Annotated in this window: 17 protein-coding genes and 1 tRNA gene; 9 read left to right on the plus strand and 9 right to left on the minus strand. The window is 59.6% G+C overall.

Features of this window, described 5'->3' with window-relative positions; translation table 11 throughout:
* Positions 1-76: 76 nt before the first annotated feature.
* Genes ETAA8_RS03950 through ETAA8_RS03960 form a run of 3 tightly spaced genes read right to left on the minus strand, consistent with a single transcriptional unit; the run spans position 77 to position 3,178 of the window.
* A complete protein-coding gene (locus ETAA8_RS03950; RefSeq protein ID WP_145085206.1) occupies positions 77-979 on the minus strand; it encodes an ABC transporter ATP-binding protein in 903 nt (300 codons plus the stop codon).
* A 57-nt stretch (positions 980-1,036) separates the two neighbouring features.
* Positions 1,037-1,819: a nitrate ABC transporter permease gene (gene ntrB / locus ETAA8_RS03955; protein ID WP_145085209.1), complete on the minus strand. Its 783-nt coding sequence runs from the start codon at positions 1,817-1,819 to the stop codon at positions 1,037-1,039.
* 27 nt (positions 1,820-1,846) lie between these two features.
* Positions 1,847-3,178 carry an ABC transporter substrate-binding protein gene (locus ETAA8_RS03960; protein ID WP_145085212.1) on the minus strand — a complete coding sequence of 444 codons (1,332 nt, stop codon included), beginning with the start codon at positions 3,176-3,178 and terminating at the stop codon, positions 1,847-1,849.
* A 540-nt stretch (positions 3,179-3,718) separates the two neighbouring features.
* Between ETAA8_RS03960 and ETAA8_RS03965 the strand changes: the two genes are divergently transcribed.
* From ETAA8_RS03965 to ETAA8_RS03980, 4 genes are all read left to right on the plus strand, one after another.
* Positions 3,719-5,305: an alginate export family protein gene (locus ETAA8_RS03965; protein WP_238397674.1), complete on the plus strand. Its 1,587-nt coding sequence runs from the start codon at positions 3,719-3,721 to the stop codon at positions 5,303-5,305.
* Between the two features lie 257 nt (positions 5,306-5,562).
* Positions 5,563-7,068, plus strand: a complete 1,506-nt coding sequence (locus ETAA8_RS03970) for a sigma-54-dependent transcriptional regulator (RefSeq protein ID WP_145085215.1) — start codon at positions 5,563-5,565, stop codon at positions 7,066-7,068.
* Positions 7,065-9,272, plus strand: coding sequence for an ATP-binding protein (locus ETAA8_RS03975; protein ID WP_145085217.1), 2,208 nt, complete (start codon positions 7,065-7,067; stop codon positions 9,270-9,272). Before ETAA8_RS03970 ends, ETAA8_RS03975 begins: the two co-directional genes overlap by 4 nt.
* A 127-nt stretch (positions 9,273-9,399) precedes the next feature.
* A tRNA-Leu gene (locus ETAA8_RS03980) sits at positions 9,400-9,481 on the plus strand.
* A 65-nt stretch (positions 9,482-9,546) separates the two neighbouring features.
* On the opposite strand, the gene ETAA8_RS03985 is transcribed toward ETAA8_RS03980, so the two are convergent.
* Positions 9,547-10,635, minus strand: coding sequence for a sialate O-acetylesterase (locus tag ETAA8_RS03985; protein WP_202921542.1), 1,089 nt, complete (start codon positions 10,633-10,635; stop codon positions 9,547-9,549).
* 187 nt (positions 10,636-10,822) lie between these two features.
* On the opposite strand from ETAA8_RS03985, the gene ETAA8_RS03990 reads away from it, so the two are divergent.
* Entirely contained in the window at positions 10,823-12,028 is a 1,206-nt protein-coding gene (locus ETAA8_RS03990; protein WP_145085220.1) for a substrate-binding domain-containing protein, read from the plus strand.
* A gap of 15 nt (positions 12,029-12,043) precedes the next feature.
* On the opposite strand, the gene ETAA8_RS03995 is transcribed toward ETAA8_RS03990, so the two are convergent.
* Positions 12,044-13,165, minus strand: a complete 1,122-nt coding sequence (locus ETAA8_RS03995; RefSeq protein WP_145085223.1) for a hypothetical protein — start codon at positions 13,163-13,165, stop codon at positions 12,044-12,046.
* Between the two features lie 236 nt (positions 13,166-13,401).
* On the opposite strand from ETAA8_RS03995, the gene ETAA8_RS04000 reads away from it, so the two are divergent.
* From ETAA8_RS04000 to ETAA8_RS04010, 3 genes are all read left to right on the plus strand, one after another.
* Positions 13,402-14,484, plus strand: a complete 1,083-nt coding sequence (locus tag ETAA8_RS04000) for a hypothetical protein (RefSeq protein WP_145085226.1) — start codon at positions 13,402-13,404, stop codon at positions 14,482-14,484.
* Between the two features lie 128 nt (positions 14,485-14,612).
* Positions 14,613-15,617, plus strand: a complete 1,005-nt coding sequence (locus tag ETAA8_RS04005) for an alpha/beta hydrolase (RefSeq protein WP_145085229.1) — start codon at positions 14,613-14,615, stop codon at positions 15,615-15,617.
* 85 nt (positions 15,618-15,702) lie between these two features.
* Positions 15,703-16,275, plus strand: coding sequence for a methylated-DNA--[protein]-cysteine S-methyltransferase (locus ETAA8_RS04010; RefSeq protein ID WP_315851583.1), 573 nt, complete (start codon positions 15,703-15,705; stop codon positions 16,273-16,275).
* On the opposite strand, the gene ETAA8_RS04015 is transcribed toward ETAA8_RS04010, so the two are convergent.
* From ETAA8_RS04015 to ETAA8_RS04030, 4 genes are all read right to left on the minus strand, one after another.
* A complete protein-coding gene (locus ETAA8_RS04015) occupies positions 16,259-17,797 on the minus strand; it encodes a hypothetical protein (protein ID WP_145085231.1) in 1,539 nt (512 codons plus the stop codon). The genes ETAA8_RS04010 and ETAA8_RS04015 overlap by 17 nt on opposite strands.
* Positions 17,798-17,900: 103 nt before the next feature.
* Entirely contained in the window at positions 17,901-19,739 is a 1,839-nt protein-coding gene (locus tag ETAA8_RS04020) for a prenyltransferase/squalene oxidase repeat-containing protein (protein WP_145085233.1), read from the minus strand.
* Between the two features lie 3 nt (positions 19,740-19,742).
* On the minus strand, positions 19,743-20,162 hold the full coding sequence (locus ETAA8_RS04025; RefSeq protein WP_145085236.1) for an ExbD/TolR family protein: 420 nt from the start codon (positions 20,160-20,162) through the stop codon (positions 19,743-19,745).
* A gap of 73 nt (positions 20,163-20,235) precedes the next feature.
* Positions 20,236-21,045, minus strand: a complete 810-nt coding sequence (locus ETAA8_RS04030) for a MotA/TolQ/ExbB proton channel family protein (protein WP_145085238.1) — start codon at positions 21,043-21,045, stop codon at positions 20,236-20,238.
* An 839-nt stretch (positions 21,046-21,884) separates the two neighbouring features.
* On the opposite strand from ETAA8_RS04030, the gene ETAA8_RS34330 reads away from it, so the two are divergent.
* A complete protein-coding gene (locus ETAA8_RS34330; RefSeq protein ID WP_202921543.1) occupies positions 21,885-23,126 on the plus strand; it encodes a hypothetical protein in 1,242 nt (413 codons plus the stop codon).
* Positions 23,127-23,369 lie beyond the last annotated feature (243 nt).

Genomic DNA, 23,369 nt, shown 5'->3' on the forward strand with positions numbered 1-23,369 from the left:
GTTGGCTGGGGCCGCGCGATCTGCCCTGCAGCCCCAGCCAAACAGCGCGACTCTCGGCGGAGAGTCTTCGGTTGATTCAGGAGGCACGCCCCGTCAGTGCATTCCACGACCAGGCTGGCCAGAGGCGACGGCGCGGAGGTAGTTCGATGGGCTGAGGCACTTCCATGGCCGCGGCCGTTTGTGCGGGAATTGCCGTCGGCTTCGCTTTGACGCTGCGGAGGTAATCGTTGATCTCCGCTCGCAGGATCTGAAACCGCCGGTCGTGATTCAGGGCCTGACGATCGCGTGGGCGAGGAATATCGACTTTGAAGGCTGGTCCCAGTGTGGCCCGCGGTGCCGATGTGAGCGGAATGATGCGGTCTGCAAGCAGGAGCGCTTCGTCAACGTGATTGGTAATGAGCACCACCGTTTTGCGCTCTTGTTCCCAGATTCGCTCGATCTCGTCCTGCAAGGTGCCGCGGGTCAAAGCGTCGAGTGCTGCCAACGGCTCATCCAAGAGCAGCATCTCTGGGCTCATCGCGAGTGCGCGGGCGACTGCGACGCGTTGTTTCATGCCGCCAGAGAGTTGCTGCGGCTTCTTCTGCTGGGCGGCGGCCAGATTGACCATTTGCAGATAACGCGACACATGTTCGCGCTTCTGCTCGGAAGTCCAAGTTGGGTGCGATTGTTCCACGCCCAGCAACACGTTGTCGAACACCGAGAGCCAAGGGAGGAGCGAATAGTTTTGAAACACCACGCCGCGGTCGTGCCCTGGCCCCGTCACGCGCTTGCCAGCGATCAGCACTTCGCCCCGCTCGGGCTCTTGCAGACCGGCAATGAGCGAGATGAGCGTCGTCTTGCCCGAGCCCGAGTAGCCCAGAATGGCAACAAACTCGCCCCGCTCGACTTGCAGATTAATGTTCGCCAGCACTTCGTTCCGGCGATTGGCTGGCCCGTACGATTTGCTGACGTTTTTCAGATTCAGGTAAGGCTGGTTCATAGAGTTTCAAGCGAGTGAAGATGGCGGTGAAGGTTGAGGGGGGCGAACGGGACAGAACTAGATCGTCGACCACTTCAGCCGTTGCTCGATCATGGCCATCAGGCGATCCATCACGAAGCCAACGCAGCCGATCGTCAGAATGCAGAGGATGATGTGCTCATAAATCAGGCTGTTGTATTCCTGCCACAAGAAGCCACCGACGCCCGGCACACCGGTCAGCATTTCAGCGGCGACAATCGCCAGCCAGGCGATACCCAGGCTGAGGCGAAAGCCGGTGAACATGTACGGCAACGTGGCCGGCAGCAGGACTTTCCAGAGCATGGTCCACTTCGATAGTCGCAGCACTTTGCCGACGTTCAGGTAATCCTGCGGAATAGCACGCACGCCGACGGCGGTATTCATCACCGTGGGCCACATGGCGCACATGCCAATCGTGAAGATGGCGGCCGGTTCGGAGCGACCAAAGAGCACCAGCCCCAGCGGCAGCCAGGCGAGGGGAGAAACTGGCTTCAAGATTTGTACGATCGGGTCGACAGCACGAGTAAACACCTTGGAACTGCCGAGCAGGAAGCCCAGCGGCGTGCCAATCAGGATGGCCAGGGCATAACCCTTGGCCACCAGAATCAGCGAGTACCAGGTGAAGCGCAAAATCCCTTGATCGAGTTCGCCGCGCTTGGCAAATGGTGAGAGCAGATAGGGTTTGCTCATTTCCCACGTTTTTGTGGGAGAGGGTAGGTTCGGTGTAACCGTCAAGCTGCAGATCGACCAAATCACGACGCACAGGGCAATCGCTGCCAGTGGCAAGATGAGATAGTCGAAGGGAAATCGTTTGTCGGACATGGCGGCATCCTTCGGGTGAACGGAGACTTAACCCTTGAGGTTGTGAATGGCGAACGACTTGGCGTAGCTTTCCGGATCGGCCGGATCGAACTTCACGCCATCGAAGAGGGTTTCTGCTTCGCTACTGGCACCGCCATGCTCGTAGCCAATTTCTTTCATCGCCTCTTCGTACAGATCGCTGCGCAGGACTCGTTTGACCGTTCCTTCGTAATCGGGCTGGCCTTCGACCATGCCCCAGCGACGGAATTGCGACAGCCACCAGAGGCCATATTTGGCTTGCGGATAGTTGCAGTTTCGGTCGTGAAAGGTCACGTAGGGCAGGTCGTTGTTCGAGCGCCCATCGCCAAAATCGCACTTCCCTTGCAACCGGCCGAGAATCACTTCCGGCGCACAATTGATGTACGTGGGCGCTGAGACAATCTTGGCCTGTTCGGGACGATTCCCCAGGTCATCGAGCCAGACGCTCGCTTCGTGCAACGCCTTGAGCACGGCTTTGACCGTCTTGGGATTCTTCTCTGCGAACTCTTCGGTGAAGGCACAAACCTTTTCGGGATGATCTTTCCAAATCTGCTGCGTCGTGATCGAGGTGAAGCCGATGCCGTCGGTAATGGCCCGGGCATTCCAAGGTTCGCCAACGCAGAAACCATCGAGCTTGCCGATCTTCATGTTCGCCACCATCTGTGGCGGCGGCACCGTGGCCAAAGAGACATCCTTGTCGGGATGAATTCCACCAGCGGCCAGGTAATAACGCATCCACATGGCATGGGTGCCGGGAGGAAATGTCATCGCGAATGTCATCGGCGAGCCAGATGCCTTGGCAGCATCGACGAGTGGCTTCAGCGCTTTGGGATCGTCCTGCACTTTTCCCTTCAGATCGGCGTTCAACGTGATGGCCTGTCCGTTGCGATTGACGATCCAGGGGGCGATGACTGGTCGCTTCGGCGCGCCGAGAAGTCCCAGCGTGGAGGCCAGCGGCATTCCAAAGAGGAGATGCGTCGCTTGAATGTCGCCGTTGGAGAGTGCGTCGCGAATGGCGGCCCAGCTGGCACCTTTGCTGATGGTGGATTGAAGGCCGTACTTGGCAAACAGTCCTTTCTCGTGGGCAATGACAAACGGCGAGCAGTCGGTGAGGGCAATGATGCCGATCTTCAGCTTGGTGGTTTCGGGTGCGTCGCCGGGGATCGAACCGGCGGGGACCGTGCCGGGCTCGATGCTGGAGTTCGCGGTTGTTGCTGATTCGCAACCGGCGAGCAGCGTCGCCGCACCCACCGATGCCGCGGAGGCGAGAAAGGTACGACGGGCAAGCTTGTTGCTGTCAGCGGAGGTTGTCTTCGTTTGTTGGCGATTGGCGACTGGCATTTTGAGGGTTTCGTTCCAGCAAGTGTTTCGAGTTCGACATGCAACCGCTGAAGTGACTCTTCCGCGTTCGCCTGGTTCCGCCTGCCTCTGTATTCGCGAGGGGTGTGCCAAAGTGCGCGGCACTGCGGGGAGAAATCGCCGCGCTCGGGTCGAATAGACTGGCCGGGCAACGAGTTCCGACGATTGGGAATGCCAGCGCCAACTTACGCGCGCCGCTAGCGGAGAACCCAGTGCTGCAAAATCGCGCAGCACGTTTGCCTAGCGGACTGGCCAAGGTAGCGAACGCCAGGTGGTGCTGCAGAAACCACGTGCGGATTCAGCTGAGCCACCACGCAACGTCAACGCGAAAAAGTTGATGGGAACTTGTACGGAATGCGTCAAGTTACCTAAACAGTGCAGCATTGATGGAATTTGCGCAAGCGACACCCGATTCAACGCAGTAGGCCGGCTTCCGCATATTCGCTCCAGCAATTGCAGACCGACCACTCTCTCGGCGGAGAGCGTTCAAATCACACCCAGTAACTCCTCCGCGAGTTCCCCATGAACGCTCGTAGCCTGCCGCTATGGCTTGCGTGTTGCTTTGCCTCGTCCCTGCTGAGCATGCCGCGGCTATCCTCCGCAGAACTGCCTCTCGCAGCCTTCGATGATTCGGGGGAAACCGACCTGCATCAGCCGAGTGGTGAGTTCCCGATCTCGGCCACAGCGGACGCGGCTAACTTGGATGCCCTGGCACCGCCCTGCAACTGTCCCGAATGTCAAAAAAAGGGAGCTGCCGACGCGAAGAAGAAGCAAGCGGAGTTGAAAAAGGCCATTGCCAGCGCGTATGCCCCACTCTTCCATAACAACAAATTCGCGTACATCAACAGTCCGCTCTATACCGACTGGTATCCGGGCGATCGCTTCAAACAGATCCCGTTGGGCTGCGACTCGATGCTCGATATCGGCGGCCAGTATCGAGCCCGCTATATGCACGAGCACAACTTTCGCGGCTTCGGGCTGAATGGGCTCGATGACGACTTTCTGCTGCACCGCACACGGATATTTGCCAATGCCAAACTGGGCGATCGTTGGCGGGCCTATGTGGAATACATCGATGCCGAGAGTAACAACGAGAACCTCGTGCCCCGCGCCATCGAAGTGAATCGCTCGGACCTGCTCAACTTGTTTGTCGACTACAAGATCTATGAAAACTGCTGCGATGGCTCGCTCACCGGGCGCATTGGTCGCCAAGAACTTCTCTACGGCAGCGAGCGGTTGATCTCGCCTCTCGACTGGGCCAACACGCGGCGGACGTTTGAAGGCGCGAAGTTGATGTGGGCCGACGCCGACTGGAACATCGACCTGTTCTATACCAACCCCGTGTTCGTGCATCCGGTTCGCTTCGATTCACCGCTCGACGACCAAGAGTTCTTCGGCGGTTGGGCCACTTACAAGGCGATCAAGGACCAGACGATTGACCTGTATGCGCTGCAGTTCAACAATTCGCTAGGGCTCAACAATTTTCAATACACGAGCCTCGGTGGCCGTTGGTTGGGAACCAATTGCGATTGGCTGTGGGAGTTGGAAGGGGGCGTGCAGTTCGGCGAAAACACCGACGGCAGCGCGCATGGTGCCGGCTTCTTCACCACGGGTCTCGGCCGCAAGTGGCCCAAGCATTGCTGGAAGCCACAAATCTGGGCCTATTACGATTGGGCCGAGGGTGGCGAAGTACGCGGCGCTGGGCAAGGGTTCAATCACCTCTTTCCGCTCGCTCACAAATATCTAGGTTTCATGGATCTCTTCGGCCGCAGCAATATTCACACGCCGAACGTGCAGCTCACCTGGCAGCCGCACGAGAAGGTGAAGATGCTGGTCTGGTATTACTACTTCATGCTGCAGAACGGCACCGACACACCGTACAACGTGAACATGACGCCGTTCAATCCAGGCAATGCGCCGGCCAGTCGCGACCTGGGTCACGAAATCGACATCACGGCGACCTACGCCATCAATGCCCGCATGGATCTGCTCATCGGTTACTCGCACTTCTTCGCCGGGCAGTATTACGCGAACACGACTCCCCCACCAGGCATTAACTTTCCGAGTGGTGCCGACTTCTTCTACCTGCAGTTCCAGTGGAATTTCTAGGCAGGGCTTATCACGTGGCGGAACACTGGCATGCGAAAGAGATCCTGTCCAGGTTGCATCATCTATTTGCAGCCAGCGCCTGCTGGTGCCCAAATGATGCGCACCGTAGGCTGTCACAACCCGCAAGATTTGACAATTAGCGGGTAAAACAACACATTCCGCCTTTCTCCAAGCAAGCGGTATGCCAATTGCTTCCCAGAGCGCGCCTCGCGTGAATTCATTGGCGGAATGAAGAAACTCGACGAAATGATGGCTGCATGAAAAACCCGAACGGCAACCGATTGCCCCGGCTGTTAGTCGTGGACGACGATCCGCTCGTGATTCGTCTGGCCCAAAGTCTGTTCAGTGACGAACAATACTCGTTCTTGGCTGCCCGCACTGGCGAGCAGGCGCTACAGCTTCTCGCGCAGCGCCCGAGCGTGCTGATTCTCGATAACATCCTGCCCGATATGGATGGTTTGGCCGTCCTGGCCGAAATCCGCAAAGTCGATCCCCACTTGCCGGTGATTTTCATCACTGCCCGCGGCACCAGCCAGACCGCCATCGAGGCGATGAAACGCGGCGCGTTCGATTATCTTCACAAGCCCCTCGATCTATCGGTGCTTGAACATCAGGTGCAGTTGGCGCTCGAAGCGCGGCGGCTGATGCACGAGCCGGTGGTGATCGCTGCGGAGCGCGATGCGACGAGCGAACCAACCGATGCCTTGGTCGGGCACGGCACGTTAATGTCGGAAGTGTTCAAAGCCATCGGCCGCGCTGCCTCGCGCGATGTGCCGGTGCTGTTGCAAGGCGAACCGGGAACCGGCAAGGCGCTGGTGGCACGCGCGATCTATCAGAACAGCGGCCGCAACACGCGTCCTTTTCGAGTGCTCAAGTGTACCGATCTCGATGGTCCGGCCCTCGAGCAAGAACTGTTCGGGCTCGATGCGACGGGTGCTGGCGAACAAGTGGGGCGACTAGAGCAATGCGACGGCGGCACCTTGCTGCTCGAAGAAATTGCGGAACTGACGCCCCCCGTACAAAGCAAATTGTTCCGGTTGATTACCACGGGCTCGTTTGAGCGTGGCAATGGCGGGCAAATGATTTCGACCAACGTGCGGCTGTTGTGCACAACTTCGCAAGACCTGGAGCCGCTGGTTGCCCAACGGCACTTTCGTCCCGATCTGTACTATGCCCTGCGCGCACTCTCGATCACGCTGCCGCCGCTCAGGCAACGGCGCGAAGACTTGCCTGCCCTGGTCGATCACTTCGTGCAGCGGTTCATGCACCTCAGCCCGCAATACAATCAGAAGCAGGTTCGCGTTTCGTCGGAAGCCATCGATCTGCTGATCGAACATTCGTGGCCGGGAAATCTCGACGAACTGCAAAGCGTGCTGCAGCAAACGCTGATCGAGAACACCGGCACCGTGCTCGCTTCCGGTTCGCTGCTCCGTTCGCTACACAAAGGAACGAGCAGCGAGGGGGCTAACCCCGATCAGCTGCAGCCGGCCGAAAGTTATTGGCAGAAGTTTGTCGCTGCCGGCCTCGCGCGCGGCTCGACGCAACTCTACAGCGAAGCGATCGCCGACATGGAGCGGCACGTTGTCGCGCTCGTGCTCACAAGCACTGTGGGGAATCAAGCCCGCGCGGCGCGCATTCTTGGCATCACGCGCGGAAACTTGCGAAAGAAGCTGCGGGCACTGGGCCTGTTGCCACCTTCGCAGGCCGATGAAGCATTGCCCGACGATGGCACGGCGACCGATGCCGACGAGCTGTTGCCATGAGCGCCGCGCCGCCGCTCGATCGCGGCACAGCGCGACTCACCTGGCTTTATATCGTGGCTTTATCGGCCGTGGCTCTCCTCTCGATCAGCGGTCAGTTCCTCGTCCAGCGCGCGTTGCGGCAGCAAACCAGCGATTCCACCATCGTCAACATCGCCGGCCGGCAGCGAATGCTCAGCCAAAAGTTGACAAAAGAAGCGCTCGCTTCGAAACAGGCCTCGACACCAACCGAGCGCGCACGTTGGCACCAGGCCATGCGAGGGACGCTTCAGCTTTGGCAACAATCGCACCAAGGACTTCAACAGGGCGATCCAGAACTCCATTTGCCAGCAGGTAGCAACAGCCCGGTGATCGCCGCGCAGTTTGCGCGGCTGCAACCCATTTTCGACGACATGGTTACTGCTGCCGAGTCACTGCTCAAGACCTCAGAGCCTGCTCAGCAGACGCAGCCGCTCAACCGGTTACTTCAGCGCGAGCCGGAGTTTCTCGCGGCAATGGATGCCGTCGTATTTCAATTCGATCGCGAAGCTCGCGCGCGGGTGACGAGACTGCAGCGCATTGAATGGTTCTTACTCGGCTCGACGATTCTCGTGCTAGCTTGCGAAGGCTGGCTGGTCTTTCGGCCAGCTGTCGAGCAAATTCGCCGCGCCGGGCGCGAATTGTTTGAATCGCGGCGGCAACTGCAAATTGCGAAGGAGGCAGCTGAATCGGCCAACGAACAGAAGACTCGCTTTCTCGCCAACATCAGCCACGAACTGCGCAATCCGCTGCATGCGATTCTGGGGAATGCCGAACTGGCTCTCAGCATGGTGCAATCGCGCGATCAGCAGCAGTTCATCGAAACGATTGTCGACTCCGGCAACTCCTTGCGTGCGCTGGTCGACGAACTACTCGATCTGGCTTGCCTGCAGGAAGGCAAGCTCCGCGTCCACCCCGCTCCGTTCGATCTGCGCGCCCTGGCCGAGCGTTGCCTGGCGATGTTGCGACCCACTGCTGACCGCCAGCAATTGCAACTCACGGCCGAGCTACCCGCGAGTCCGCTCGTTGTGTTGGGCGACTCGTTGCGAGTGCAGCAGATCATGTTGAATCTGCTCGGCAACGCGCTGAAGTTCACACGGCAGGGTTCGGTGCGACTATGCATCACTCAGTCAGACGATCGCAGCGCGGTGCGAATTGAAGTGAGCGATACCGGTCCGGGCATTCCCCCCGAATTGCAACAGACCATTTTCGATGCCTTTACGCAGGGAGATACTCGTTCGGACCGCGAACACGCCGGCGTGGGTCTGGGTCTGGCTATTTGCCAAGGGCTGATTGAATTGATGAATGGCCGAATTCGCTGCGAGAGTGAACTCGGGGTCGGCTCGCGATTCATCGTCGATCTGCCACTCGCAGCGGTCACCCTATCGGCACCCGTGGCGAAAGTGGAGGCAATCAAGGAAACGAGCAGCGTAGCTCGTCGCATTCTGGTCGCTGAAGACGACCCGGTGAATCGCAAGCTCATTGCCGATTTTCTCCGCACACTCGGCCACGACACGCGGATTGCTGCCGATGGTCACGAAGCCCTCGCGCTGCACCAGGCCGCACCCTTCGACCTGGGTCTACTCGATTGGAACATGCCGCAGCTCGACGGACTCGAACTGGCCCGCCGCATTCGTCAGCGCGAACGGGGCGAGCACTTACCACGCGTGCCACTCATCGCCATCTCGGCAGCTGGCATCGTGGCCGACAACCAGCAAGCCCAAGAGGCGGGCATCGACCTGGTCCTCAGCAAGCCCGTGGGTCTCGATCAACTGCGGGCCGTGCTCGAGTCGTTCCTCCATATTCCGAGCCTTGATTCCACCGACGTGCCGGCAACATCAGCGCCAGCGCTCGACGACCGCTGGTCGCAACCGCTGGCCCGCATGCAGGGGAAACGCGAACTGTTTCGTGACGTGGCCCGAACGTTTCTCGATCAACTTCCCGCGCAAATTCGCAAGCTGACCGACGAGGCCGACCGCCACGACTTTCGCGAACTGGCTCGCACAGCTCACTTGCTCTGCGGCCAACTCGCCACCTTCGACGCCACCGACCTGATCGCGGCCGCCGAACAACTCGAAGCAGCCGCCGATGCTCACGACGCTTCCCGCTGCCGCGACCTTGCCACGCAAATTGCCGGCGGTACCGCCGAACTGCAGCACTCCCTGCAACAAGCCATTGCTCAGCTTTAGAATTCCCCGAGCAAAATCCTCACCTCAAAAATCCCACCACCCAGCCCCGGTGGCCAGCCCCTGTGGAAGGGATTCGACTCTCCAGCTAAACTGGAACCTTGACCTCGGCAATCCGTCCGAGGCCTATGGCCGCTTGGTGGAATTGGCAGACACGCAAGACTTAGGATCTTGTGCCGAAAGGTGTCCGGGTTCAAATCCCGGAGCGGCCACTTTTAGATTTGTCTTTGGCCCGGGTAAGTCGTACCGCGGGCATAGCGCCGCCTGTGTCCGGCAGCTATTTCAGTAACTCGGCCATTGCGCGGCCGAGTCGTTCGCCGGTCTCGTAATAGGTCTCGGCATTGTGGTTGTAGTGATAGCCTTGATTGTTGGGTGACACGTCGGCTTCGCGCCACAGGTCGCGCGTATCCACCGCTTTGACGTTCCCTTTGAACTCGGGGTAGCGACCCTTGTCGCCATCGACCGCAAGCTGCGCTTCCGCAATCTGCAAGCCGAAGCTTTCGCGCCCGGGATTGCCGCAGCCGGTGGCCAATACGAACTTTGCTTGCGGCGCATTGAAATCCTTGCGCAGCGACTTGATGAGATTTACCAGGTTTAGTTCGTAGCGACCTGCCAAGGCGGCGTTTTGATCTTTGTGTCCCTGCCACCAAACGAAGCCCGCGACCTCGTAGCCCTGACCTTTGTAGCCAGGATAGTACTTATCCAGGTTTTTTAGGACGGCTTTCGCATGAGCCGTGTCGGCATCGTATTGACGACCGGCGTACCACTGAACCGGCTTGGGTTCGGCTCCTTTGACCCAGAAGTTGGCGACATCCTTGTAGCCCGCATAAATCTTCCCTTCCGATTCAAACTGCTCGCTGCCGGGCGGAAGCAGATCCCACCCCAGACTGCGATTGCCAATGCACGCCTTGAGCAGCAGCACCGGTTCTTCATGCACCACGCCCATGACATGCCCGAAGCCCAACTCGGGACCGAACGATTTATTCGGCGTCAGCCATTCGTTCCGAACATCGCCGAACTTTTCCATGTTCTTATAATCGACACCGCGCTGATCCATGACATGGACGTAGCGCACATCGGGCCGCGTGGTCCATTGGCCAGCTTCATCGACCAGGTGCTGATACTTTCCCTTTTCCTTGACCATGAATTCGAGCGAGCCCTTCGTCTCCTTGGGTCCGACGCGGCCGAAGCCGAGCATGTTGGACTGCCCCAGCATGATGTAGACCTTTACCGGCTTGCTCTGGTCAGCTGGCTTGCCATCGGGGTCGGGCAGATTCTGGGGCACATCGGCGGCAATGGCCGCGAGCCCGCAGGAGGCCCATAGCAGGGCGAATTGAATTACGGACTGAGCAGATGATCTGGTCATCGAGGGTAGTTCCGAATGCAGTCAGGCTCGGCAGCGATTTTTTTCTGGCCAGAACCGGCCTGTTGCCTGACGTGGTGAAGTAGATGTTGCTTGGCAGGCCGATTTTGCGGCGGCGAATCCTCGGAGTATACTTGAGCAGAAGCATGTATTGACGACAAAATAGCTCCCTTTGACGACAGGCGATCTCATGCCCCAGCCTCGCCGCGTGGCTCTGATGTTGGATCTGCAGTGGCCGCTGAAGCGGCACGCTCACATCTTTGCGGGAACCCAGCGCTATGCCGACGAACAAGGCTGGGAGTCGCTCATCGACGAGTACGCCGACGAACACCTGGCGGAGGAGTCGCTGAAGTCGGCTCCCTACGACGGTGTGATTGGCCGGGTGAATGCCAAACTCGCGGCCTGCGGTCAGCGACTGGGTCTTCCGCTCGTCAACGTCTGGTTCAGTTCGCCCGTCAGAGAGCAACTGCCGGGCGTCTTTCCCGATATGGCCGCTGCGGGACGACTGCAGGCGGAGCATCTACTCTCGCGAGGGCTCCGCCGGTTTGCTGTCCTCACTCGCGAAGACCAATTGCAGAAGTTGGCGGCGGCGACCTTTCGCGCGGTGGTAAACGAGGCCGGCTTCGAGTGCAGCGTGGAGAAACTACCGCTCGTTCCCACACGCAGCTATGCCACGTGGCAAAAAGCCGAGCAGCGGATCGAAGCCTGGATGGACAACTGGCAATTGCCGATCGGCGTTTCGATCTGCACCGAAGAAGCGGGTCGTCTGGTGGTCCAGTTGTGCCGCCGCCGCGGCTGGCGCGTGCCGGGAGATGTCGCGATCATTGCCGGCACAAACGAGGAAATACTCTGCGAGCACCCGCGACCATCGCTGAGCAGCATCGAAATGGGCTACGAGCGAATCGGCTACGAGGCGGCCCGATTGCTGGATCAATTGATGGATCAATTGATGGAACAGAAGCAGCGGCGATCGCAAAGGCCGAAGACCAATCCACCCCCAAAGATCATCCTGCCGCCGCAGGGACTGATCGTGCGCGAATCGACCGACTTTTATGCAGTCGACGACGAGATCGTGGCCCGGGCGCTGTACTTCATCTCCGCGAACTGCCACCGTCCAATCAACTGCGATGACGTGGCCAGGGAACTGAACATCGAGACCCGTACACTGCAACGTCGCTTCCGCCAGGTCGTGGATTGGCCGATCGCGGACGAAATTCGCCGCGTGCGCATCGAGCGCGCTAAGCGTGAACTGACGCAGACCAAACGCAGCCTCGCCGAAATCGCCCGCGCTGTCGGTTTCGGCGAACGCATGCGACTTTACGAAGTCTTCTGCCGCGAACTCGGCATCACTCCCAGCGAGTATCGCAAGCAGCGACGATTGGAACCTCGGTCGTAGCGACTCGCCTCCATCTCAGTCTGCCATTCGAGTCGGAGCAGCCACCGGTGTCTGCATGGTGTTGAGGTCGTCGGCTGCCCGCGTCTCGTAGCCGTGGGTGGTGAGCCAGCGGTTCCGCAAGTCGTGCCACTTCGCGCGGGCGGCATCGCCTTCCACGAGCGTGATACCGTCGGGCACTTTTCCGCCGAACTTTCCGGTCTCGCCGAGCCACAGCAGGTGATTCGTGCCTCGGAACTCGGTCGTCTTCGGAAAATTCAGCTGCTTCCAGCCGGCGCGCGGCTCTTGGCTGGCTGCAAATGTACAGTCGGTGAGCACGATCCGGTGGTTGGGGGATTTGTATCCGTGCAGTTTGAACAAGGTGCCGGGGCCTGGTTCGCCGCCGCTAGTAACGTCGAGTCGTATGAGGCTGCGCGTGACGAAGACATCGGGACTTTCAGCGGGCCCGATGGTTGGTACCTCGAGTGTCCGCACGCCATTGATCGTTTCGTTCTGCTCCGAATAGAACGTGAACACGCCGTCGAACAGACAGTCCTCAATCTTGCCGGGAAGAAACTCGTCGTTCTCAATGCAATCGTCGCGGATGCCGGTGACATAGCAGTTGCGCATCACAAAGCTGCCGGTGTTCAGATAAGCGCGCGGGCGGAACTCGGGAGTCTCGCGCGGCCGCCAGCCATCTTGCACGTTGTGGATGCGGGCTCCATCGATGATTTGCTGTCCGGTGGCGACCGTGTAGAAGGCCGAGCCGCTGAAAGCGTGCGTTACGCTCCAACTCCAGTCGAGCGGAATTCGCCCATCGACAACGCCGCCGAGAATTGTGAGGTTTGTTGGCGGCTTCGGTTGCTCGCCAGCAGAAAACGCCGTCGGCAGTGGATGCTCGCTGCGCGGATCCCACTGCATGTCGCGCAGATTGAAGATGGTGTTCTCGGCGACGTCGTACGCGGTGTACCGCGAGCCGAAGCGACCGCTGAGCTTGACGATTGGTCCTGACTCGGCGGTAGCCGGGGTGACGATTGCCTGAAACTTCGGCGGCGGATCGGCCGAGACGCGCTGCAGGCCTGTGGCTAGTCCGCTAGCGATCATCGCAATCCACACAACGGTACGAAACGATAGTGTAGGAGCGCTCCGTCGAATTTGCATCAGTCTGCCTCCCCTAACATTGCTTTCATTCGCCACGCTGACGGATTGTAAATTGTCTCTACGCGCCGCGTCGAAGAAAAAACGGACACAAACTGCGCGTGCCGCCGGTTTTTGCCTGGTAATGGGCCGAAATGGCGGGCGAGAGTCACTATTTCTGGTGTAATGAATTTGGTTGCCGAGCGTTGTAACTCTATAACAGGTTGAAGTTCGAGCGATTCAGCGTCAGGAGTCTCTCTATGCGGGTACATCTGGGTCGAGTGGCGGTTTCATTATTCGCCTTCGTCTTGCTCGGCGCTGGAATTTCATCGGCGCAGCCACCAGGAAATCGATTCGGCCCGCCACCCGAGCCGAAGCCGTTATCGCCGGAGCAAAAGGAGCAAATCGAAGCCTGGCGAAAGCAATTCCCTTACGTCTCGCTCGCCGATCGTTTGCAGTACGAGAACTCCCACCGCGCAGACTCCGCGCCGAAGCCGGAGCCAACCAGTAAGGAACCGTCGGCGAAGGACAAGCCAGCGGAACTGAGCCTGCGCGCGAAGTCGTTGGCGATGCTCCATTCGGATCAGCTCGAACGGTTCATCGCGAACCAAGGGCTGGGCTTCCGGCGGATGATCGCTCCCGCGCCGGAACATCTCACGGTTAAGCCGTACCAGCCGATTCCGTTCGAAAACGTGCCACCCTTGGCGGCGGAGGAAGCTGCCCTCACGCCCACGCCATTCCTGCACGAAGATCGGAACTTAACTGGCGACGTGGACCTGGCCATGCTCAAGTTGATGCCAACGCGGAACGAAGTCGCCAGGTTCCATCAAGGTAGCGAGTACTGGTTTCTCCCGGTCTGGGGTTTTGGCCATGTGAAAAGTCGTGACCAGGTGGCGGGTTTTATTCCGCACTCGTTCATCGAGCCGCCGCGAATGTCGGTCGATACGTGGCGGCTACCCAAGTTTGCTGGGCCAGATGCAGTTCCGCCCCAAGATCCGAATCGCTGGAAGATCGCTCGTCTGGAACTGGTCAGTCTGCTCAAGCAGGAAGAGCCGCGCGTCTACGAATCGAAAAATTTGCCGCGAATGGAAGATCTGAAAGATGCGCCGACTCGACCTCTCACAAAAGTCGAGAGCGCGAGCCTGGCCAAGCTGCGCGCAGGCGAAGCGCTGCCGACTTCCAGCACGACGAACCGGATCGAATTCCTCGGTCCGATTCGCGCGAGTAAGCAATGTTTGCAATGCCACGAAGTGCCGGAGGGTACGCTGCTGGGTGCTTTCTCCTACGAACTTCGCCGCCACCCGTCGCTGCCCGATAAACCGGCGACTGAAACGCCCGAATAGTCGACTCATTCGACATGGGCAATTAAGTGCGCGTGGAAACTGTTCTCTCGGGGCCGTTTCGTTGATAGCATATCGGCTTCACCAAATCACTGAGCTGATATTTGCAACGCAACGACTCGGAGTAACCCATGCGTACGATTGGTCTGTTTGCCGCGTTCGTGGCATTCCTCTTCTATCCCGCGATCGTGCCTGATGCCTCGGCACAAAAGGGAGCCCCGCAGCGCGCGAAGCCACCCCAGGGCTTTGTCGCCGAGTACGACGTGAAGTACGTACCCAACGGCGATGAGGCGCAAGCGCTGGATATCTATTATCCGGAAACCGCGACCGACAAACCGCAGCCGTTATTGATTTGGATTCATGGCGGCGGTTGGAGTGGCGGAAGTAAGGCAGGAATCCCTTATTTGAGTCAGTTGCCGCGCGGCTACGTCGTGGCGAGCATCGAGTATCGCTTCAGCCAGAAGGCGCCGTTCCCCGCGCAGATTCAAGATTGCCAGGCCGCGATCCGTTTTCTGCGTGCCAATGCCAAGAAGTACAGCATCGATCCCGAGCGGATCGGCGTGGGTGGTGCATCGGCGGGTGGCCATCTCGCCGCGCTCGTGGGGACCAGTGGCGGTAAGAAGGCCTTTCCGATGATCGGCGGCAACGAAGATCAATCGGATCGCGTGCAGGCGGTTTGCGATATCTTCGGCCCCACGAATTTTTGGACTGTCGTCACGCAGGCCGAAGAAGACAAGAATGTGAAGAACATCTTCAAGTGGAACAGCGGCGATCCCTACTCCCGCTTGATCGCCGCCAAGTTGGGCGAAGACAAAGCCAAGTGCGACGCCGTCAGCCCGGTGCATTACGTTAGCAAGGACAACCCGCCGTTCCTCATTCTGCACGGCGATCACGACACGCTCGTCCCTTACGCCCAGAGCGTGGAGTTAAAAGAACTGCTCGACAAATCGGGAGTCGAAGCCACGCTGCAGAAACTTCCCGGCGCTGGTCACGGCGGTGCATCATTCGCACTGCCGGCCCTCGCCAAACTTACCGTCTCGTTCTTCGACAAGCATCTCAAGGGCATCGACGCCAAGATCGAAGCCTTGCCCGAGAGCGAAGTCACTGTGAAGGCTGCCTCGCCGGCGAAGAAGTGACAGAAACTCTGAGCGCAATCGATTGATCGTCTGGCCCCGCAATCCGGCGGGGCCTTTTTTTGCGTGCAAAGAGTAGAATGAGAAGATGCCTTTTGATAAAAGTCCTTGCTACCAACCAATGAACGCGACGACTCACTTCAGTTACATCGATTCCCCGCTGGGCCAGTTGTTCGCGCAAGGGAGCGAACAATTCGTGACCGGGCTGTATTTGCCCGATCACAAAGGGTGGCAAGGAGCAGACATTGACTGTCAACAATCCGACGCTCCCTTCGCTGCGCTGCGCGAGCAACTGGCCGAATACTTTGCCGGCGAGCGACAGCAGTTCGATGTGGCACTCCAACTGCTGGGGACGCCGTTTCAACAACGCGTCTGGCAAGAGCTAGTGCGAATTCCCTTTGGCGAAACGATCACGTATGGCGAACTTGCCCGGCGCGTCGGCCAACCCACTGCAGCCCGCGCCGTGGGGCACGCCAACGGGCGCAATCCGATTTCGATCCTCGTGCCGTGCCATCGTGTGATTGGCACCAGTGGCAAACTAACCGGCTATGCCGGCGGGGTCGAACGAAAGGAATGGCTGCTGGCGTGGGAACATTCTATTGTGAGAAGTGAAAGTTCTCCGCTTCCAAGATCGCAGCAGTTCGTTACCGCCCATCCATAGCAAACAAGCTCGCGTTCTTCAGCGAGAAGACGAGCCGGACAGATTCACCTTGCAACTTGGCGAGAGGCTGTTTCCAGGCGAGCGGTGCCGCGAGTGAGTCGGTCGTGATTGGTTTGCAGTCGGCAAACAGATAGCCGGGAATCGGTTGGCCGTCGGCCGTGATGATTTGGGCGCGAACTTCGCCGCGCGGAGCAGTGACATTCAGCGTGAGTGCTTCTGCTTCGATAGTCAGGACCGGCGTGGTGATGCTGCCGGATTGTTCGCCTGCCTGGCGCGCGACGAAGCGGTCTTGCTTCATCTTGACGAGCCCCAGCTGCCGATCGACCGAGCGGCGATATTTGTGCCCCCAGCGATAGCCGGCGTAGTAGAGATATAGTTCGTCGCCGACGGGAACCGAACTGCCGACCCAGGCCATCGCGTGGTCCCAAGTGCCGACGCGCGGATCGGGAGCAAGAAACTTGTCGGTGTACCGGTCGCGCTGCCACGACTCGCCCCCATCGCGCGACCAGGCCAAGACGGTGTAACCCATGCCTGAACCGCGTGTCACGCCGATCTCGCCGCGGCGTGCTTCTTTGCTGGCTCCATTGCTCGAGACGGCCGCTGCCGGCACTCCCTCGGGCGAGAGATCGTCGCGCAGTTCGCGGAGAAAACCAATCAGCAGGTCGCCACGGGCGAGAAAGCCCGCGCCGGCGTACCACTGCGTGATGCCGGAATCTTTTTCGTCAGGCGAGAGAATCGTCTTGGGCGGGCTCCAGGTTTTAAAGTCGTTGCTGAACGACGCGATGACGCGACGAATGTTCGCGTTGACTTTATTCCCCTCGGCAGTGGTCCACGAGTGAAAGCCATTCAGCTTGCCCATCAGAAAGTACCGCTGGCGGATGGGGTCGTAGCCAGCAGACCAGATGTCTTCGCCATTTTGCACGGTCAGCACGGGCTTGCCGCCGTTGTGCATGGTCCACTGCTGGCCATCGGGCGAAAAGGCAACGCGCGGGCCGATGTACTTGCCAGAATCGAAGTACATCATCTTGTACCGTTCGGCAGGAATTGGATGCTGCGGACCATCGTCGATCACACTCGCATTAAAGCGACCGGCTCCATCCACCTTCAGCGCCGCCAGCCGATCATAGGGGCCGGGCCAATGAATGCCATCGAGCGAGGTCATCAGTCCCGTCACGCCGAGCCAGGCACCATCCTTGGGGTCTTTCACTGTATCGGCGTTGTACCAGACACGAAACCGCTGTTCGGCGGGGAGGGTTGCATCGTGCAGCACCGTGAGAAACGGCTGCCAGTTTTGATGCACTTCGGACGACGTGACGACAGGCTCCTCGAGGAATCGCTCCGGCGAGATTACCTTTCGCTCTACACCTTCACTGCGGGCGATCCAATGCTCGTCCAAGAATAGGTGAGGGCCTTTGGTCAGCGCCAGTGGTGGGCTGCTCTTGGCAGGCGGTGCAGCCGCGGCCAGCGCGGGCAAAGAGACGCCGAGAAGCAACGTGGCGAAGCAGCAAATAACCGTTTTCATCGTGCGGGCTCTTATTCCCTCATTCACCGGGCCAAGCCACCAGGGTTGGGCGTGAATATGGACATGAAGAGGTGGCGCGTCAACGATCAAGCGTTACAGATTGTTAGCGCGGCCTGGCGGGAGAAAACGGCGAACCCGGAACTTCGGTGAGCCGATCGGCACCAACAGGGTCCGCATAGACGGGCAAGTAGCGGTACGAAGCTTCGAGGCAGAGACACGCGAGAGACGTGCTATATACACGACCACCGTAACCGCCCCAAACCTGATCGGGATCCCAACTGCCGAGAAACTGACCATCGCCCCGCTGCCGCGGCAGCAGTTCGGCTTGCAGCGCGTTGTTCCAACGCACCCAGTCGGCATCCTGTTTTTGAAACAGCGCCAGCGTGCCGTAATACCAGTAATACAAATTGATCCGGTCGCCGCGTGGCAATTCCTGGCTGATGAAAGCAGCTGCCTCCTCGATCGTTTCGGGGCTATTGTCGGCATCGAGAAAAAAGCGACAAGCGAGCGCTTCGGCAGTCATGGGTCGTGTGGCCACTTCGCCCGGGCGATAACTGGCTAGCCCTTTGTACCGCCCCGCCGAAACGGTGCGCAGAAAGCGAATCATCCGCACGCGCGTTTGATCGGGAATGGGGAGCCCGCCCATTTCGGCCGACTTAAGCGCCATCAACTGCCAACCAAACTGACTCAAATCTCCCGCATCGTGCGGTTGATAGCGCCAGCCACCATTCACGTGCTGCGCTTCAAGCGTGTAGTTAATCGCAGCTTGAACGGGAGCATGCAGACGGCGATCGCCGGTCAGGGCATAGGCTTCTGTAAGTGCGAGTGTGGCGATGCCGTGGCAATACATGGCGGCGAAGAGTTCTGCCTGGCCAGAGAGGCTTCCATTCTCGGCCTGACTGGCGAGCAGGAATTCAAGCCCATGCTGAATATGCTCGCGATGCTCTCCTTCGAGATGCGTTTGACCGGCAGCTAAAAACGCGAGCAGCGCCAGGCCCGTAATTCCGGTATCTGCTTTCTGTCCAGCGCCTTGACGATCTTGCCCCAGCGCGCGGGTCTCGCGACCAGCGCCGTGAGCCGCGGCCAACCAACGGCCATCGTCGTGTTGATTGGCAACGAGCCACACCAGCGCTGCTCGCACCGCGCGTTCGCTGTCGGGCGTGGCCCCATACCGCTTGGCGACTTCAAAACGATCGGCCCGCATTCGCAGTTGCAACTGGGGAGCCACGGTCTCGCCGTCCGCAGCGCGGCGCGGCGCTGCGGCCGGCTGCGCGATCGGCACATACTGCCGGGCTGGCTGCAACGGATCTTCGAGCATGCGCGGCATCTCGGGCATTGGTTCCGCGGGTGGCGCTTCGCGCAGTTGATTCTGCGCGAAGCCATTATCGGGCTGGCGCAGGGCATTGTCGGGTGGCGGTGCCGCTTCATCAGCGGCGAGATTCATTGGCAATTCAGGTGTCGGTGGCGGCGGAGTATCCTGGGCCACTTGCTGCGCCGGCTGAGGCGACTGCTCCGCTGGTGGCGATTCGCTGGGCTCCGGTTTTGTCTCTTCCGCCGGTTGTGCTTCGGCCGGTGGCGCGGGCATCAGCGGCGGCGCACCGTTTTCTGGGGGCTTGTCGGCTGGCTCTTCAGTGGGATCGGTCCATGGCGTCAAGTTTTCATCGCCGGTATCTTCGACCAGCCGGACGTGAACGGTGCCAGCCAGCGACTCGCCGGGAGGCAGCATCGAGAGAACGCGCGTGCCCCACATGAACAAGACGAGGAGCAAGTGCGCGAAGATCGACAACGCGACGCACTTCACCAGCGGGCGAGCTTGCCCCCAGCGCGTCCACATGATGGCCAGCAACAGCAACGTCCAGACCGACAGCCCCGCGAACAGCACCCATTGCAGGGTGTAGTCCGGCCCAATGGCGCCGAGCATTGCTGGTTGCACGTAGGGCACGAACTATCGCTCCTTGACTCCACCGCGGACAGAAATTCCCACATCGGCCACGCCGGCCTGGCGACAAGCAGTGAGGACTGCCGCCACATTTTGCAGAGGACCATCGGCATCGCCGCGCACCACCACGTTCAAGTCGGTCTTGGTTTGGCGCGCGGTCTTCAGTTCCTGCGTCAAGCTTTGCAAGGTCACCGGCTGGTTGTTGAAGGTGATGTTGCCATCGCGGTGCACGTTCACCACGTAGCGCGTGGGCGCGGTCGGCAGCTGCGCGGCGTTCGCGACCTGCGGCACGCTGACGTCCACCTTCTTGTCCATCTCCGTGAAGCGCGAGCCCACCATGAAAAAAATGATGAGCTGAAAAATGATATCGACCATCGGCGTGAGGTTGATCTGCGGCATCTCGTCTTGATGCATCTTCAGTGGCATCGTTCGAACTCCTAAAGTCAGCTGCCGTGAATCAAACCCGCCGTGAATCGTCTCGTTGCCCGGGCCTGCGACACTAGGCTGCTTTTGACCGCTTCGTCGGATTGCGGGCCTGCGCCAGGCGTTCGAGCCCATCGGCCGAAACCATTTCGACCAGCTTCTGACCGTGCGAATCGATCTCCGTCACCAGTTGATCGACGCGGCTGACAAAGTGGAGATAGGCGAGCAGCGCGGGAATGGCGATCAGCATGCCGGCCGCGGTGGTGATGAGAGCTTCGGCAATGCCGGAGGCCATCATTTCGCGCTGTCCCGATTCTTGCGAAGCAGAAATGGCGTTGAACGACGAGATCATCCCCATCACCGTGCCCAGCAGCCCGAGCAGCGGAGCGACCTGCGAGATGCCGTTGAATAGCCGCAGGTATTTGCGCAGTTGATTCGCAACGCGCTCACCAGAGTCGAGGACGGCTTGTTCGACTTCGACTGCCGTGCGACCCCACTTCTTAAAGCCGCCAGCCAGCACCAGCGCGACCGGGCTGCCGTTTTTTTCGCACAGGGCGATTGCCTGTTCGCGGTCGAGTTGCCCCTCGCGCAGCTGTTCGAAAATACGTGTGACAAACGGCTTGGGAACGACCTGACCGCGGCGCAAACTGACGAACCGCTCGCAGACGAAAATCACCAGCAAAAAAGAGCAGACCGCGATGGGATACATCACCGGTCCGCCGTCATGAAAAGTCGTCAGCAGGCTCTTGGTCGCTTCCTGAGGCGGTGCTGGCGGCGCGACTGCCGCCACCGGTGCAATGCCGGGTTGTTGGCCGAGCGCAGCTTCGCCAGCAACGAGCGCAAGCAACAAGAGTCCGCCGCCAAGGGGCGCGAGCGACAACTTCATAGCATCTCCTCCGAGATCGGCAGCAAAACAGCATCCCTGGACTGCCCGCAGAGGCCTTCGTCGGTGCTGCGAATCGTCGGCTCTGCGCAAGCGCAGTTCAACAATCGCAGGGCACCCTGTGGCGACACAATCGGCTTGCTGGCGGGCAGTCCCTTGCCTTCCAGTGCTCGACATGCTCAGGCCGCGAGGAACCGGAGCGCGCAGGCGCTATTCCTCGCGACCGACGGTCGCACATCCTTCTTCATCGGCGCGGCTTCCCAGGCCACATCACCGCTTTCCCCGCTGCTATCACCGTTCGGTCTAACTGGCATAGCTTGCCAAGCGTTGCTAGCGAGCGGGCGGAGTGGGAGCGCGGGAGAGTGGGTGACAAGGTGAGTGGGTGACAAGGTGAGTGGGTGACAAGGTGAGTGGGTGACAAGGTGAGCGTGCGAGTTCTGCCTTCTCACGCCACCGCCCCTGCGGCGGTGGGTCATTGGCTTTTGCACTAGAGATGCTGGGAACTATCTAAAAATGTTCTTGCGATGTGAGCAGCATGTCTTTAATGTTGTTAGTAGTTGCGCGGGATGTGCTGCGCAGTTAGTGATAACACCAAGCCGGGGTCGGGAGGTTTTTCGGGCTCGAGAAATGTTGCTTTGGCCGAGAGAGGTTGGCCCGAAAATCCTCCGGAACCCGATGGGGTGGGATCATCGCGCGAGGAGAGCGATCTCGCGGAATTGAGTGAGTGGGTCAGGACAATATTTCGGGGCGGCGCTGGGCGGCTAAAGGTAACGTCTGCGCGCCCGAAAATTGCCCCGACCCGGTTTGGGTTTGTTTGGTTTTTCATTTCGAAAGGAGCCGTTATGTCTCGCAGACCACGCATCAGTGCCCAGGATATTGAGATCTTCAAGTTGGTTCGCGTCGAAGGGCGCAAGCAGAAGGACGTGGCGATCAGGTTTCAGCTGACGCCGAGCGCGATCTGCAAAATCGTGCAGAAGATGGAGCAGTGGCAAGGCTCGCTGGTGCCGCACATCACGCGGAAAACGGCGGAGTTTCGCGAGCTGAGCCGCGAGCAGCGGTTGTACAACTGCGTGCGATTGCGGCGGCGACAGCTGCAGATGATGTACGAAGATTCAATGGAGGCATGGCGCGAGTCGCGCAAGCCGCTCGTCTCGGCTAAGGTCGTGAAACGAAACGGCGTCATCGAGCGCGAAGAATCGTGGAGCCGGCAGTGCCGCGGCAATCCACGGATGCTGCGCGAGGCTCGCGAGATCAGCCGCGAACTGGCGGAACTCGACGGGCTCAAGCGCGACGGCACGGTCGATCTCAGCTGCGAGGGGCGACTGTTCGAGCCCGCCGCGCTGACGAAGGAAGAAATGATCGCCGAACTGCGCGCGGAGGTGGACCTGTCGCTGCGGGAACTGGCGAAGTGGGAGCGGGCGGGGAAAGAGGGGGAGAGTGGGAGTGAGGGAGATGGGGAGAAGGAAGAAGAGAACAAGTCAGAAGGCAGAAGTCAGAATGCAGAAGTGAAGACGGAGGAAGAATTCTGGAAATTGAAAATGGAAAGTTTTGGGATTCAGGAGGAAATCATTGTGGCGGAAGTCGTGGAAGAGTCAGTAGATAAGAGCGTAGCGAGTCAGGTCGAAACAATTGAAGATTCCGGAAATTTCCAGACGTCAATTCCCGCTCCTGTTCCTGTCTCCCCCTCTGCTTCTACTCCCAAGCTAGAGATCCCGCAGAACCTGACCGCAGAGGGAAGGAGCCGGTTAGCGCAGCAGTTGTCGCTGTCGTACAAGTTGCAGCATGCTCCGGAACTGCTCGAGCCGCACGAGCGCCCCGCGGAATTTTCAGTGCAGTCGCAGGGCGCGCCAACGCAGCCCGCACAGCCCGTGAAGAAGAGTTCGCTGCATGTCAACCAGCACGGCCGCATCTTTCGCGACGTGGGTGGCTACCTCATGCCAATCCCGGGCATGTGGGTCGAGCCGGAGAAGCCGTGGAAGCGGGAGGAGCGGGAAAGGGCGGAGGAGCGGGAAAGGGCGGAGGAAAGGGAGAAGGAAGAACGCAGAATGAAGAATGCAGAATGCAGAATGCAGAATGAAGAATGAAGACGGGCGGGGAGATTGCGAGCGAAGGAAAGGTCGTGCACAGTGCAGCCCCTCACCCCGGAGTACCGAGGCGAGGGAGTGAAGAAGGGAGGTTAATCGCGCGAGGAGACCGAGGTCGCGGAATTGCGTTAGTGGGTCAGGACAATGTTTCGGGCCAGCGGTTGGCGGCTGAAGGTAAAGTCAGCGAGCCCGAAAATTGCCCCGACCCCTTCGCTCCCCGGTGAGGGAGTGAGGGGGGAGGTC

Origin of the sequence: Anatilimnocola aggregata, assembly GCF_007747655.1 — a bacterium.
Lineage (GTDB): Bacteria > Planctomycetota > Planctomycetia > Pirellulales > Pirellulaceae > Anatilimnocola > Anatilimnocola aggregata.

Bases quoted from the DNA above. Each gene is read 5' to 3' on its own strand.
- ETAA8_RS04010 (WP_315851583.1), top strand. From the start codon at position 15,703: ATGCCTTTTGATAAAAGTCCTTGCTACCAACCAATGAACGCGACGACT.
- ETAA8_RS03975 (WP_145085217.1), top strand. From the start codon at position 7,065: ATGAGCGCCGCGCCGCCGCTCGATCGCGGCACAGCGCGACTCACCTGG.
- ETAA8_RS03970 (WP_145085215.1), top strand. From the start codon at position 5,563: ATGAAAAACCCGAACGGCAACCGATTGCCCCGGCTGTTAGTCGTGGAC.
- ETAA8_RS03960 (WP_145085212.1), bottom strand. From the start codon at position 3,178: ATGCCAGTCGCCAATCGCCAACAAACGAAGACAACCTCCGCTGACAGC.
- ETAA8_RS03990 (WP_145085220.1), top strand. From the start codon at position 10,823: ATGCCCCAGCCTCGCCGCGTGGCTCTGATGTTGGATCTGCAGTGGCCG.
- ntrB (WP_145085209.1), bottom strand. From the start codon at position 1,819: ATGTCCGACAAACGATTTCCCTTCGACTATCTCATCTTGCCACTGGCA.
- ETAA8_RS04030 (WP_145085238.1), bottom strand. From the start codon at position 21,045: ATGAAGTTGTCGCTCGCGCCCCTTGGCGGCGGACTCTTGTTGCTTGCG.
- ETAA8_RS34330 (WP_202921543.1), top strand. From the start codon at position 21,885: ATGTCTCGCAGACCACGCATCAGTGCCCAGGATATTGAGATCTTCAAG.
- ETAA8_RS03950 (WP_145085206.1), bottom strand. From the start codon at position 979: ATGAACCAGCCTTACCTGAATCTGAAAAACGTCAGCAAATCGTACGGG.
- ETAA8_RS04005 (WP_145085229.1), top strand. From the start codon at position 14,613: ATGCGTACGATTGGTCTGTTTGCCGCGTTCGTGGCATTCCTCTTCTAT.
- ETAA8_RS03995 (WP_145085223.1), bottom strand. From the start codon at position 13,165: ATGCAAATTCGACGGAGCGCTCCTACACTATCGTTTCGTACCGTTGTG.
- ETAA8_RS04000 (WP_145085226.1), top strand. From the start codon at position 13,402: ATGCGGGTACATCTGGGTCGAGTGGCGGTTTCATTATTCGCCTTCGTC.
- ETAA8_RS04025 (WP_145085236.1), bottom strand. From the start codon at position 20,162: ATGCCACTGAAGATGCATCAAGACGAGATGCCGCAGATCAACCTCACG.
- ETAA8_RS04015 (WP_145085231.1), bottom strand. From the start codon at position 17,797: ATGAAAACGGTTATTTGCTGCTTCGCCACGTTGCTTCTCGGCGTCTCT.
- ETAA8_RS03965 (WP_238397674.1), top strand. From the start codon at position 3,719: ATGAACGCTCGTAGCCTGCCGCTATGGCTTGCGTGTTGCTTTGCCTCG.
- ETAA8_RS03985 (WP_202921542.1), bottom strand. From the start codon at position 10,635: ATGACCAGATCATCTGCTCAGTCCGTAATTCAATTCGCCCTGCTATGG.